This is a genomic window from Tessaracoccus zhenghani (genome assembly GCF_055326325.1).
This window is the reverse complement of sequence record NZ_JBUZNQ010000002.1, coordinates 602,418-615,809: the sequence shown is the minus strand read 5'-3', so window position 1 is coordinate 615,809 and position 13,392 is coordinate 602,418. Positions and strand designations below refer to the sequence as shown.

The window sequence follows — 13,392 nt, the reverse complement described above, 5'->3', positions numbered from 1 at the left end:
CCCCGTGGCAGGAGCTGGCATTGCTGGGGTTGCCCAGGTGAGGGCAACGGCTACTCATTATGGCACCTTGGGCGCACCGTCGGAAATCAGGGTCCCACACAACGAGAGAGGGGCGGCGCCGAAGCGCCGCCCCTCCCTGTGTGGCAGATGACTACTTGCCGTCGCTCATGAACATCGCCTTGATGAGGTCGCGGTTCAACTGTGAGATCGACTCCAGCGGGATGCCCTTCGGGCAGACAGCGGCGCACTCACCGATGTTGGTGCAGTTGCCGAAGCCCTCTTCATCGTGCTGCGCCACCATCGACTTCACACGGCGGTACCGCTCAGGCTGACCCTGGGGCAGCATCGCCAGGTGCGTGATCTTCGACGAGGTGAAGAGCATGGCGGAGCTGTTCGGGCAGGCCGCCACGCAAGCGCCGCAACCGATGCAGGTGGCGTTGTCGAAGGCCAGATCGGCTTCGCGCTTCGGTGCCGGGGTTGCGTGGGCGTCCGGCGCCGAACCGGTGTTCGACGAGATGAAGCCGCCGGCGGCGATGATGCGGTCGAAGGCGGTGCGATCGACGGCGAGGTCCTTGATCACAGGGAAGGCCCCGGCACGCCAAGGCTCGATGTCGATCGTCGCGCCGTCCTCGAAGGAACGCATGTGCAGCTGGCAGGTGGTGGTGCGGAACTCGCTACCGCCGTGCGCGATGCCGTTGATGACGACGCCACACATGCCGCAGATACCCTCGCGGCAGTCGTGGTCAAAGGCCACCGGCTCTTCGTTGCGCTGCGTGAGCTGCTCGTTGAGAAGGTCAAGCATCTCCAGGAACGACATGTCCTCGGACACGCCGTCGAGGTCGTACTCGACCATCTTGCCGGCCGCCTGCGGACCGGCCTGGCGCCAGATACGTAGCTTGAGTTTCACTTGTAACTCCGTTGCTTCAGTTCGATTGCCTTGTAGATGAGAGGCTCGCGGTGCAGCACGGGCTTGCCGCCCTCGCCACCCCACTCCCAGGCGCCGACATACAGGTACTCGTCGTCGTTGCGCATGGCCTCGCCGTCCTCCGTCTGCGACTCGGCGCGGAAGTGACCGCCACACGATTCGCGACGGTGCAGGGCGTCGACGCACATCAGTTCGCCGAGTTCCATGAAGTCGGCCACGCGGCCGGCGCGCTCGAGGGCCTGGTTGAAGTCCTCGTTGACGCCCGTCACGCGGACGTTGGTCCAGAATTCCTCACGCAGCGCACGGATGAGGCCGATGGCCTTCGTGAGGCCCTCCTCGGTGCGCTCCATGCCGCAGTACTCCCACATGATGTGGCCGAGTTCCTTGTGGAAGGAGTCGACCGAGCGGGTGCCCTGGATGCTGAGCAGCTTCTCGATCCGGCCGCGGGCGGATCCGACGGCCTCGATGACCGCCGGGTGATCCAGTTCGACCTTCTCGAACGGGGCATCAGCCAGGTAGTCGTTGATGGTGTTCGGCAGCACGAAGTAGCCGTCGGCCAGGCCCTGCATGAGGGCCGAGGCACCCAGGCGGTTCGCCCCGTGGTCGGAGAAGTTCGCCTCGCCTGTCACGTACAGGCCGGTGATCGACGACTGGAGGTCGTAGTCCACCCACAGGCCGCCCATGGTGTAGTGCACGGCCGGGTAGATGCGCATCGGGGTCTCGTACGGGTTTTCGCCGGTGATCTGGGCGTACATGTCGAAGAGGTTGCCGTACTTGGTTTCGACGGCCTTCTGACCCAGGCGGTTGATGGCGTCCGAGAAATCGAGGTAGACACCGCGACGCATGTGCCGTTCGTTGCCCTCGGAGTCGCGCTCGGCGACGGCGGGGCCGACGCCGCGGCCCTCGTCGCACATGTTCTTCGCCTGACGCGACGCGATGTCACGAGGCACCAGGTTGCCGAACGCCGGGTAGATGCGCTCCAGGTAGTAGTCGCGATCCTCTTCGGCGATCTCACGGGGATCCTTGCCACAGTCTTCGGCGCGCTTGGGCACCCAGATGCGGCCGTCGTTGCGCAGCGACTCGGACATGAGCGTGAGCTTCGACTGGGTCTCACCGTGCACCGGGATGCAGGTGGGGTGGATCTGCGTGTAGCAGGGGTTGCCGAAGTAGGCACCCTTGCGGTGCGCGCGCCACGTCGCCGTGACATTGCAGCCCATCGCGTTGGTGGACAGGAAGAAGACGTTGCCGTAGCCACCGGTGCCCAAAACGACGGCGTCTGCGGTGAAGGCCTCGATCTTGCCGTTGATCATGTTGCGGGTCACGATGCCGCGCGCCCGGCCGTCGACGACGATCAGTTCGATCATCTCGTGACGGGCGTACATCTTGACCGTGCCCGCGGCGATCTGGCGCTCCAACTGCTGGTAGACGCCGATCAGGAGCTGCTGACCCGTCTGGCCACGCGCGTAGAACGTGCGCTGCACCTGCACGCCGCCGAAGGAGCGGGTGTCGAGCAGGCCGCCGTACTCGCGGGCGAAGGGCACGCCCTGGGCGACGCACTGGTCGATGATGTTGGCCGACACCTCGGCGAGACGGTGGACGTTGGTCTCGCGGGCGCGGTAGTCGCCGCCCTTGACCGTGTCGTAGAACAGGCGGTGCGTCGAGTCGTTGTCATTGCGGTAGTTCTTCGCCGCGTTGATGCCGCCCTGGGCGGCGATCGAGTGGGCCCGACGCGGGCTGTCCTGATAGCAGAAGTTCAGCACGTTGTAGCCGGCCTCACCGAGCGTCGCGGCGGCGGCGCCACCGGCGAGGCCGGTGCCGACGATGATGACGCTGAGCTTGCGGCGGTTGGCGGGGTTGACCAGGCGGGCCTGGAACTGGCGGGTCTTCCAGACCTCGTCGATGGAGACGCCCTGCGGCGCCTTCGTGTCGGAGATGTCCTGGCCGACGGTCCAGAAGTCCGTGGCCGCAGGCGTGGTGACGGCGGGCGCGGTCTCCACAGGAGCGGTTGCAGTGGTCTCGGTCACGAGATGACTCCCATCAGAACGGCGATCGGCATGACCATGAAGCCGATGAACAGGACAGCGGCGACGATGACGGACAGGATGTTCAGCCACTGGCGCGACTTGGCACTGGGGTTGCCGCCGAGGGTCGCGAAGGCGCTCCAGAAGCCGTGCCGGATATGCATGACGATGAGGACCATGCAGATGCCGTAGATGACGACCATCCACCACAGGCTGAAGCTGGCCAGCACCATCTCGTGGGGGTGTTCGCCGCTGCCACCGGCGCCGAGGGAGCCGGGGACGATCGTGAACTGGAGGAGGTGGAAGATCAGGAAGGCCGCGATGATGATGCCGCCCCAGCGCATGGTGCGCGACGAGTAGGTCTGGACCTTCTTCTTCGAGGTCACGTACTTGTCGCCACGCTGCGCGAGGGTCTTGGCGGACAGCGTAGCCGCCGACCAGATGTGCAGTACGACCGAAAGCACCAGGGCGAAGCGGAACACCCAGATGAAGGTACCGGCGGGCATGATCGGGTACAGGATGCCGCCATCGGGCGTCTTGCCCTTGAGCCATTCTGCGTAGTAGTCGAAGGCATGGAAGTTGTCCGCCGTGTAGAACATCTTCAGGTTGCCGTACATGTGCACTAGGAGGAAGGCGATCATGATGAGACCGGTCACCGCCATGATGACCTTCTTCACGACCGTGCTTCGCCTCGCACGTTGATGAATGGTGAGATTTGTTGCCACGGCGACACTCTAGCCAACGCGAATCACCTTGTGGGCCAAGGGGTCAGGTTAACCGACAGCCCGTCCTCATGCACTATTTACGTGCGTTTCAGCTCGCCAAATTCGCTGGAGGGGACCAGGTGGTTGTCAGCCCTCGTGGAGGAGGTCCGGGCGCCGTTCCCGGGTCCGTTCGGTGGCCTGTTCGAGGCGCCATTTCGCGATGTTCGCATGGTGTCCACTGAACAGGATCTCCGGCACTTCGCGGCCGCGCCAGAGCGGGGGCTTGGTGTAATTCGGGTACTCGAGCAACTGGTGCTCGGCAGAGTGGGATTCCTCGACGAGGGACTCGGGGTTACCCACGACGCCCGGCAGAAGGCGCACCACGGCCTCAGTGACGGCGAGCGCGGCCACCTCTCCCCCGTTGAGCACGTAGTCGCCCAGGCTCACCTCGATGACCTCGTAGTGCTCTGTGCAGTGGTCGATGACGCGCTGGTCGATCCCTTCGTAACGGCCGCAGGCGAACACCAGCCGCTCCTTGGCTGTGAGTTCGTAGGCCAGCGCCTGGGTGAACGGCCTGCCTGTCGGGGTGGTGACGATGACGGTCATGGGCCGGGGATCTGATTCCTCCAGCGCGTCGAACGCCTCGCCCCAGGGCTCCGGCTTCATCACCATGCCGGCGCCGCCGCCGTACGGCGTGTCATCGACGGTGTGGTGCCGGTCATGGGTCCAGGTGCGCAAGTCGTGCACGGCGACGTCGATGATGCCGCTCTCGATGGCCTTGCCCACCAGCGAGAGCTGGAGCGGTGCGAAGTAGTCCGGGAAGATCGTGACGTAGTCGAGCCTCATTCGATGTCCTCCAACAGCCCCGGCACATCGGCCAGTTGGACGTAGCCCGCCTCCACCTCGACGGTGGGCACCAGCGCCTCGACGAACGGGACCAGCCGCTCTTCGCCGTCGACGTCCAGCTGCAGCACGTCCTGCGCCGGGAGGTGCAGCACCTCCGTCACGGTTCCGCGTTCCGCGCCCGTGTGATCACGCACGACGAGGCCGACCAGGTGCCGGTCGAAGAACTCCTCGGGTTCGCTGGGTAGCTCGGACTCCGCAACCCGGTCGTAGAGCAACTCTCCGGTGAGCTTCTCGACGGCCGTGCGGTCCGGGGTGTCCGCGAAGCCGACCAGCAGCCTGCCGCGGTTCCAGCGGACGGATGCGAGCTTCACCGGGCGGCGCTTGTCCCCCATCTGCAGCGTGCCGCCGGCGATGAACCGGCGCGCCGGCTCGTCCGTGCGCACGTCGATGAACACCTCGCCCCGGAGGCCGTGGGCGCGGCCGACGCGGCCGACGATGACTTCAATCTCGCTCATGTCTTCATGTCCTAGATAGGCGATGCCCCGGGACTTTCGTCAAGTCCCGGGGCATTGCTCGGCTTGTGAGGCTGCTGTCAGCGGCGGCTGGGCCGGTCCACATCGACGAAGTCGACACGGACGCTCTCTTTGCCCGCCAGCGCACCGACCACGGTGCGCAGGGCCTGGGCGGTGCGGCCCTGACGGCCGATCACCTTGCCCACGTCGTCGGGGTGCACACGCACCTCGAGCAGACGACCACGGCGCAGATCCTTGTCCTTGACAGTCACGTCGTCAGGATTCGACACGATTCCAGCGACGAGGTGCTCCAGGGCTTCAGCAAGCATGCTCAGGCCTCTTCGGCGGGAGCCTCGGCATCTTCGGCCGGGGTGGCCTCTGCGGCCGGGGCCTCAGCGGCGGCGGCTTCTGCAGCAGCCTTCTTGGCAGCCTCCTCGTCGGCCTTCTTCTTGGCCTTCGAGATGGCCGGCGCGGAAGCGTCGGAATCCTCGGCGAGGGCGGCTGCGAACGCGGCGTCGCGGTCGCGCGGCTCACGCTGCGGCAGGACGCCGGACGGCGAGGTGTCGCCGGAGAACTGCTGCCAGTCACCGGTGCGCTTCAGGATGGCCACCACGGCCTCCGTGGGCTGCGCACCGACACCGAGCCAGTACTGCACGCGCTCGGAATCAACGCGGATGAGGCTGGGCTCGTTCTTGGGGTGGTACAGACCGATCTCTTCGATGGCCTGACCGTCGCGCTTGGCGCGCTCGTCGATCACGATGATGCGGTAGTGGGGCGAGCGAATCTTGCCGAGACGCTTCAGACGAATCTTGGTAGCCACGTGTGTGGGGTCTCCTGTTGTATCTGCCTCAGGGAGGCTGTGTCGAAAGGTGCCGCGCGACGTGTGGGGCACGTCGCACGTAAACCAAAGGGTCCTGCCGGGCGCGTGAGAGGGCACGCCTCGACGAGGTGCATCCGCCATTCTGCCAGAAATGATGCCTCTGGCCCAAACACCGCTTCCCGGTGCCCGTGGCCACATTCCCTGCGACGGCGGTCAGTAGCCCGAGAACTCCTCGGTGCGGATGTTGTCTTCGTCAGCGCCCGCTTCCAGAAGCAGGCCGCGCATGGCCTTGACCATACCCGCCGGACCCGACAGATAGTAGATGGGGGCGGCGACGTCTGCGACGTGGCGGCGCACCATCGCGCCGTCGATCCGGCCCACCTCCCCCGGCCAGTCCTCGGTCGGGGTGGAGAGGGCCTGGACGTAGGTGAAGTTGGGGTTCTCGGCCGCGAACCGTTCGAAGTCGGCGACGAACGGCGCCCCGCCGGCGTCCTCGTTCGCGTGGATGAGCAGCAGCTGGTGCCCGGTCCGGTCGTGGGTCGCCTGCGAGATGATGCTGCGCACGGGCGTCACGCCGATGCCGCCGATGAGGAAGACGGCCGGCGTCGACTCCTTCTTGTGCAGCCTGAAGTCACCCCAGGGCCCGTCGAACTTCACTTCGGTGCCGACGGGATATCCCCTGAGCACCCGCTTGAAGGCACTGTCCCGGAGTCTCGTGGCGAGGACCAGCTCGCCCTCATGCGGCGCCTGCACCAGCGAGAAGATGCGGGAGTTTCCCTCCTCGTCGGTTTCCGGAGGATCCAGGAGAGTGAATTCGCCGTATTGACCCGCGCGGAATTCAAAATCCGCGGGCTTCTCGAAATGGAAGGCCATGGTGCCCTCGGCAACCAGTTCCTTGCTCACCAACCTCAACTTTTCGACCATGAAAAGCCTCCGATCTTTGGCACATAGTAGGCCGGGATAAGAGGGTTGAACAGGGGCGCATGTCCCAGGACGGAGCACCGCCGGGAGTGGGGCTTGCCCACTCCCGGCGGTTCTCGTCGAGGATCAACCGGTCAGGGTCAGCGCCAGGACGGGTCTCCGAAGAGGACCATGTTGTTGAACACCCACCTGTTGGTCTGGCTGAAGGTATAGCCACCGCCAGCCTTCGCCGCGGCCGCGTACACCGTCGTCATCGTGTAGCTACGGCACGCGCCGCGACCGGTCGCGGCGGTGTCGCATTCGGTGCGCCACTGCCGTCCGGCTGACGAGAACACCCCGCCCGTGGTGGCGGAAACGTCACCGAGCGGGTTGCCCCGCCACGACTCGCGCGTCATGTACGGGAGGTAGGTGAGGTTGTTGAACGCCCACCCGGACTTCCGCACGAACTGGCCGTCCTCGATGACCACGATGGTCGCCCAGATGTCGGTGCGGCAGCGCTCCGTCTGCGAGTACGCCTCGCAGGTGGTCATCCACTCCCGGTTGTTGACCGTGTGCTTACCTGGTGCCGTGTACGGGGCGGTGCGCTCGTACTTCGGCGGCCTGGGCGGCGTCGTCGGCTTGGCGGACGGCGACGTCGAGGGCTTCGGCGACGTCGAGGGTTCGGGCGACGTTGACGCCGACGGAGTCGGGGATACCGACGGCGACCCCGACGGGGACGGTGAAGGCGAGGCCGACGGTGTCGGCGACGGCGAGGGTGATGGCGAGGCCGACGGCGACGGCGACGGCGAGGCCGACGGCGACGGTGACGGCGACGGCGAGGCCGACGGCGACGGTGACGGCGACGGCTTCGGCGACACTGTCAAGGTGAAGATCCGCGTGGACACATTGCCCGATGCGTCGGTGACCGTGACCGTGAGGGCCGAGGTGCCCACCGTCGTCACCGTGCCCGTGATCAGGCCCGTGGCGCTGATCGACAGTTCACCGTTGCCGGAGAGCGCGTACGTCATGGCCTGACGATCCGCAGCGGCGACCTGGATGGACACCACCGAGCCGGCCTGCACAGAGCGGTCGGTGATCACCGCGATGGCGGGCCCGGTGGTGTCCGACACCGCGATCGTGAACGTCTCCGTGTCGGTCCCCGCCGCATTGCTCGCCGTGACGGTCACGGTGACCGGGGCGGCCGTGACGGCCGTCGGGGTGCCGGCGATGACGGCCGTCGACGCGTTGAATGTCACGCCGACGGGCAGGCCCGTCACCTCGAGGGTGATCGGCGCCGTCCCCGTGGTGGACACGGTCACGGGGAGGATCGACAACCCCAGCTCGATGCTCTGGTCGGCGATCACCCCGATCAACGGCGCGGTCTCCGTAGCGGTCACGGCCACCTCCGCGGTGGCGAACGTGGTGCCGTCGGTGGCGGTCACGGTGGCCGTCCCTCCCGGCTGGTCCGCGGCGACCGACAGCGTGACGGCGATGGTGCCGTCAGCTGCGGCAGTGACGCTCTGGGAAGCGCTCCCCAGCGAGACGGTCACGGTGCCGCCGGCCGCGAAGCCTGCCCCGGTGACGCCCAGCGAAGCGCCGGCCTCCACCGTGGACGGGTCCACCACGAGCTTGGCGCCCAGGGGCACGTCGTCGAGTACCTCGGGCGTCTGGACCGTCGGCCCCGCCACCTTCAGTTCGGCGGCGTGCGCCCACGGCTGGCTGGTGCCGTTGGAGTTGGTGATGGCGGACAGCGACTTCAGCTTGAGGTAGCGCGTGGTGACCGGCTGGTCGAAGACGACCGTCTTGGCCGAATCGTTCGCCACGGAGAAGGTGCCCTCTGCCACCTTCGTGAAGGCGGCATCAGCGGGCTCCGCGAACGTGGTCAGCTTCAGTTCGGCCGGGGTGCGTTCCCCGAACGAACCGGTGCCGGCGTAGATCTCGTAGCCGGCGATCTGGCCGTTGCAGATAGGCGGTGCGACGGAGTTGCTGCACTCCGCGGAGGTGCGGGGCAGGTAGGTGAACGACGCCACTTCCTGCACGCTGCCCAGGTCGATCACCACATGGTGCGGATGGGTGGGGTTCGTCCCGTTCCACTGCGTGTGCCAGAACGTCGTCGGGTTACCGTCGACGGCAGCCGTGATGTAGCCGTTGGGAGACGCGGTGCCACCCTCGGCCGGTTCGGCCGAATCCCAGGCCACCGCACCCCCGATGGTCCGGACGGACGGGTCGTACAACGCGACGGTGAAGTCCACCGTTGAGCTCTTCCCGTCGAGCGCGGTGACCGTGGCGGTGATGACGCCCGACGTACCCGTGGCGGGTGCGCGGAGCGTCACGGTCGTGGAACCGTCACCGGGGGTCAGCCACTGCTCAGAGGGTGAGACCTGCCATCCCTCCGGCACCTCGACGCTCAGCACGCTGAACTCGAGGATGTCGGTGGTGGTGAAGGTGACCTCCGCGTCGCTCGACCACGCCATCGACGACGGCGCACTCTCGACGGCGATCTTCGGAGCCACCCCCACGCTCAGCGTGAAGGAGGCGGTGGACTGGTTACCGTTGGGGTCGGTTGCCGTGACGGTGACCTCGAAGAGGCCCTTCTCCGTCGGGGTGCCGACGATGGTGCCGGTGGTCTCCATCGTCGCGCCGGCCGGGAGGCCGGTGGCGGTGAACGACACCGGGGTGTTGCTGTCCTCGGCGGTGACGAGGATGTCGACCGGGTCGCCGAATTCGATGAATGCGTCAGCCACAGGAGCGATGACCGGGCCGGTCACATCCGTGGACAGTGAGTAGACGGCCAGCTCAGCGGCGTTGCCGAAGAACTTCCCCGAGCTGTCGGCGCGGGTGTGCGATTCCACCACCAGCAGCCTGGCGATGCTGCCCTCCACCGGCTGGTCGAGGGTGACGGTCTTCGTGCCGAAGGTCGCCGGCCAGGCGCCGGACGCCACCGTCGTGAAGGTGGTGCCGTCGGTGGACACCTGCCACTGGTACTTCGTGACGGTGCCGTTGGCCACCTCGGTCGCTCCGGAGATCTGTCGGGGCGTGTACGCGAAGCGCTGCATCTCGACGACCTCCGGCGAGGTCACCTGGATCCAGTGCGGCGGCGCTGCCGGGGCCGGCGAGTAGTCGGTGTGCCAGAAGGTGGCCGGGTTCTCGTCCAGCACAGACTGGGGGCGGCCGTTCGTCGGGAACTGCGACGAGGTCTCCCCGTTCTCCTCATAGCTGGAGGCCTGCGCCGTCCAGCCCGCGGGGGTGAGCTTGGTGCTGACGACCACGTTGAGGGTGAAGGCAGTGGTCGTGACGCCCTCGCGGCCGTCGTCGACGGTCACCGTCACCGGGTACGCACCCTCTGCGAGGGTGGAGCCGGAGATGACGCCGGTGGCCGCGTCGATGGTGACGCCCTCGGGCAGGCCGGTGGCGCTGTAGGTGAGGGTGTCGCCGTCCTGCGCAAGCACCGCGATGTCGACGGCACCGCCCCGCTCCGCGAAGGACGTGGGGATGTCGGTGACGACGGGAGGCACGTTCTCTTCGGTGACGTTGAGCGGTGCCCATCCGATGACGGAGCCGTTCGTGCCGCGCAGCTCGACGGTGTAGTCCCCGGGCGCGACCGCCGTCGGGATCAGCACCCGGCCGGTGATCTGCCCCTCGGCCGGCTTCATCCAGCCGATGTTGGTACGGACATCCGCGTCATCGGTGATGGTGACGTAGCTCCAACCGGCGGGGGCATCGGGCACAGTGAGGTGCCCGCCAGCGGGTGCCGTGAGCGCGTTGCCGTTGAGCAGGTGGTTGAACGTGCCGGCCGTGATGTCGGGCAGGGTGGCCGGGGCCGAGGTGGGCGCGGCGTCGCTGGCCGGGGGCGCGAACACGTTGATGTCGGCGGCCGAGGTGAAGCCTCCGACGCCGCCGGTGGGGGCGTTGAGCCTCAGGTAGCGGGCCGTCACCGGCTCGGTGAGGTTGACGGTCTTGGTGGTGTTGGTAGTGGCCCAGGTGCCGGAGTTGATGGTGGTGAAGTTCGTCCCGTCGTTCGACGTCTGCCACTCGTAGGCCCCCAGCGTTCCATTACCGGCGGACTCCGCGCGGGGCACGTAGTCGATGCGGTTGAAGGCGGTGGCCTCCCCCATGTCGATGGTCAGCCAGTGGGGTGCCGCCGTCTTGCTGGGGGTGTACTGGGTGTGCCACTTGGTGGAGCGGTTGTTGTCGAGCACGTTGCTGGCGCGGCCGTTCTCGCCGCTGACCTCCTGGCTGTTGGTGGTGGCCACCCAGGTGGTGGCATCCAGGCGGCCGTCCGACGGCGGTGGGGTCGCCGTCGACGCGGTGATCGCCTCGTTGGAGGCCTTCGCCTCGAACAGCAGCGTCTGGAACGGCTGCAGTTCGAAGGTGTGGGGGCGGAAGGCGTCAGCGGTGAACGGGGCGGCGTCGCCGTCGCGCTCAGTGAACGTGTAGCGGGTGGCCTGGTTCGAGGGCAGCTCGAAGGCCGTGGCCGGGTTGACGGTGAACGTTTTGGCCGACGCGGTGGGGTTGCGGAGCATCATGACGCCCTCCCCGTTGTTCTTCGGCCACCAGGATGCGGAGCCGTAGACGCCCACCATGGGGTCGGCGCCGATCATGCGCGCAGAGGTGAACAGTTGTTCGTTGTCGCGCGCCCACTTGGCGTAGTCCGCCAGGGTGTCCCACCACTCGACGGCGCCGGCCTTCTTGGCCTCGGTGCCGGTCGTGGGGTCGACCTCTGTGGACCGCACGTAGAGTTCCTGAAGCCCCAGACCCATGGAGAAGTAGGTCTTGATCGCCCGCTTCGCGTCGGCGAGCACCTCAGGCTTGCTGAGGTCGGTGTCGAAGTCGAAGTGCTGGGTGTTGGGGCGCGGCGAGAAGATCAGGCCGTGGTTCATCAGGCTGGTCTCGGGGAAGAGGCGGTTGCGCTTGGTGAAGTTGCGGTACTGCTCCTTGTCCCGGTAGGTCATGTACCTGTCGGTGGAGGATCCCTGCGCGCTGTTCCAATCTGCCGAGCCCTGGATGACGGCGTCGCCGCCGTCGCGCCAGATGGAGTCCACGTACCACAGCCAGTAGGGCGATCCCCAGGTGCCGACGGTGGCGTTGACGAAGACCTCCTGGTTGTGGTCGCGCATGTCGTCGAGCAGTTCCAGCATCGCCTCGTAGTCCGCGAGGTAGTTCATGTTGACGCCGGTCTGGTAGAGACCGCCGCCGATGCCGTCGAACTTGAAGCCCTGGACGCCGTTGTTGTCCATCATGTCGAAGACGACGTCGCGGAAGTGCTGACCGTAGCGGGCGCCGGCCAGCGAGAAGCCGGCTGCGTTGCGCTCCATCTGCTCCGCGACAGGCTTGGAGGCGTTCAGGTCACGTCGGCGCGAGGCGGACGGGTCGTAGCCGCCGAACGGCGACATCCACACCGACATCGACGCGCCGTAGCTGTCGGCGATGGTCTTCTGGGGCGCGAATCCCGTGGGGTACTGGGTGGGGTCGAAGGACCAGACCTTCAGGTTCGTCTCGTCCGCGACCTGTGGGTCACGCAGGTAGTCCCAGCCGTCGTCTACCCAGAACGAGTCCAGCTTGGCGCTGCGGCTGGTGAGCTCGCGGCCGAACAGGTCCATCGACTTCTTGAGGTTCTCGCCGTTGACCATCAGCGGGTTCGCGACGGCGCCGGCGTTGGGCTTGAGGTCGTACCAGGACTGGTAGTGGAGGTAGGTGCGGCGCTCATGGGCCCGCTCACGCTCCACGTAGTACTGGGCGGAGCGACGCAGCTGGCCCGGGTTGCTCACGCCGTAGACGACGGTGCCCTCGATGGTCGGGTTCGTCGTGGCCGAGTAGGTGCGGCGCGAAGGTACGACCTGGCGCACCACGTTGTCGGCGCCGATGGTGGTCTTGGCCATGGGGTGCTCCACCGAGGTGAAGAACGTCTCACGGGTGTTGATGCCCGAGGCCACCGGGGAGCCGTCGACCGGCGAGGTGGTGCGCGCGGCGGGCAGGGTCACCTCGAGCAAGCCGAGGTTGAGCGGATTGGCGCCTGAGGGGCCGACCGAGCCGGCCGTGATGTCCACTTTCAGGTGCTGACGCACATAGTTCGCGTCCTGGCGCAGTTCCGCAGTCCAGGTCACGTTCGCCGCGAAGCCGCTGGTGTTCGTCGCGGTGTAGGTGACGGCCACCTGCTTGCCGGGCAGCGTCTGGGCGATGCGGCTGGAGGTGGCATCTGCAGTGAGATCGGACACTGCGGGGGCCGCAGTCCGCGTCCACGTCAGCGCCCCGAGGTCGGTGGTGCCGTTGGCCGAATGCAGGAGGCGGCCCTGGTCGATGCTCTGAGGTGCGCCGGTGGCCTTGTTCAGGAAGGCGGTGACGTCCGGCACGGCGGAGACATCGAAAACGGCCTTCAGTGCCCCGTTCTCCAGAGTCACCACGTCTCCCGCGGCCGTCACGTTGGCAACGCCGGGCACAGGTCCGATGAACGCGACACCGGAGGCCTCGGCATACGTGGGCAGGGGCTGCAGGGTGGCCGCGATGGGATCTGGGGCCGCTTGGGCGGCCGGCGCGGCGAATCCGCCACCGGCCAGCAGCGCCAACGAGGCCACGATGCTCGTGACCCGGGCGGTGGGTGTGTTCAACTTCACTGGGGCTCCTCCACGGATGGGATCAGCGTTGATCTGCGTGCAACGTAAGGCTG

The 13,392-nt window shown here is 67.0% G+C and carries 9 protein-coding genes; all 9 read right to left on the bottom strand.

Annotated features, from left to right (window positions below; genetic code table 11):
- Positions 1-151: 151 nt before the first annotated feature.
- Positions 152-907 carry a succinate dehydrogenase/fumarate reductase iron-sulfur subunit gene (locus ACZK4S_RS06640; RefSeq protein WP_076062330.1) on the bottom strand — a complete coding sequence of 252 codons (756 nt, stop codon included), beginning with the start codon at positions 905-907 and terminating at the stop codon, positions 152-154.
- Entirely contained in the window at positions 904-2,922 is a 2,019-nt protein-coding gene (locus ACZK4S_RS06635) for a fumarate reductase/succinate dehydrogenase flavoprotein subunit (RefSeq protein ID WP_463643842.1), read from the bottom strand. Before ACZK4S_RS06635 ends, ACZK4S_RS06640 begins: the two co-directional genes overlap by 4 nt.
- Before the next feature lie 23 nt (positions 2,923-2,945).
- Positions 2,946-3,608, bottom strand: a complete 663-nt coding sequence (locus ACZK4S_RS06630; RefSeq protein WP_083665568.1) for a succinate dehydrogenase cytochrome b subunit — start codon at positions 3,606-3,608, stop codon at positions 2,946-2,948.
- Between the two features lie 189 nt (positions 3,609-3,797).
- Positions 3,798-4,496: a tRNA (guanosine(37)-N1)-methyltransferase TrmD gene (gene trmD, locus ACZK4S_RS06625; protein ID WP_076062335.1), complete on the bottom strand. Its 699-nt coding sequence runs from the start codon at positions 4,494-4,496 to the stop codon at positions 3,798-3,800.
- On the bottom strand, positions 4,493-5,011 hold the full coding sequence (rimM, locus tag ACZK4S_RS06620) for a ribosome maturation factor RimM (RefSeq protein WP_463643781.1): 519 nt from the start codon (positions 5,009-5,011) through the stop codon (positions 4,493-4,495). The genes trmD and rimM overlap by 4 nt, the downstream gene beginning before the upstream one ends.
- Before the next feature lie 77 nt (positions 5,012-5,088).
- The gene (locus ACZK4S_RS06615; RefSeq protein WP_076062339.1) at positions 5,089-5,337 is read right to left on the bottom strand and encodes an RNA-binding protein; all 249 of its coding nucleotides are present in this window, start codon (positions 5,335-5,337) and stop codon (positions 5,089-5,091) included.
- 2 nt (positions 5,338-5,339) lie between these two features.
- Positions 5,340-5,828 carry a 30S ribosomal protein S16 gene (gene rpsP / locus ACZK4S_RS06610; RefSeq protein ID WP_182764336.1) on the bottom strand — a complete coding sequence of 163 codons (489 nt, stop codon included), beginning with the start codon at positions 5,826-5,828 and terminating at the stop codon, positions 5,340-5,342.
- Between the two features lie 213 nt (positions 5,829-6,041).
- On the bottom strand, positions 6,042-6,752 hold the full coding sequence (locus ACZK4S_RS06605) for an FAD-dependent oxidoreductase (RefSeq protein WP_463643779.1): 711 nt from the start codon (positions 6,750-6,752) through the stop codon (positions 6,042-6,044).
- Positions 6,753-6,889: 137 nt separating this feature from the next.
- Positions 6,890-13,339 (bottom strand): discoidin domain-containing protein, encoded by a 6,450-nt coding sequence (locus tag ACZK4S_RS06600; RefSeq protein WP_463643778.1) that lies wholly within the window; start codon positions 13,337-13,339, stop codon positions 6,890-6,892.
- Positions 13,340-13,392 lie beyond the last annotated feature (53 nt).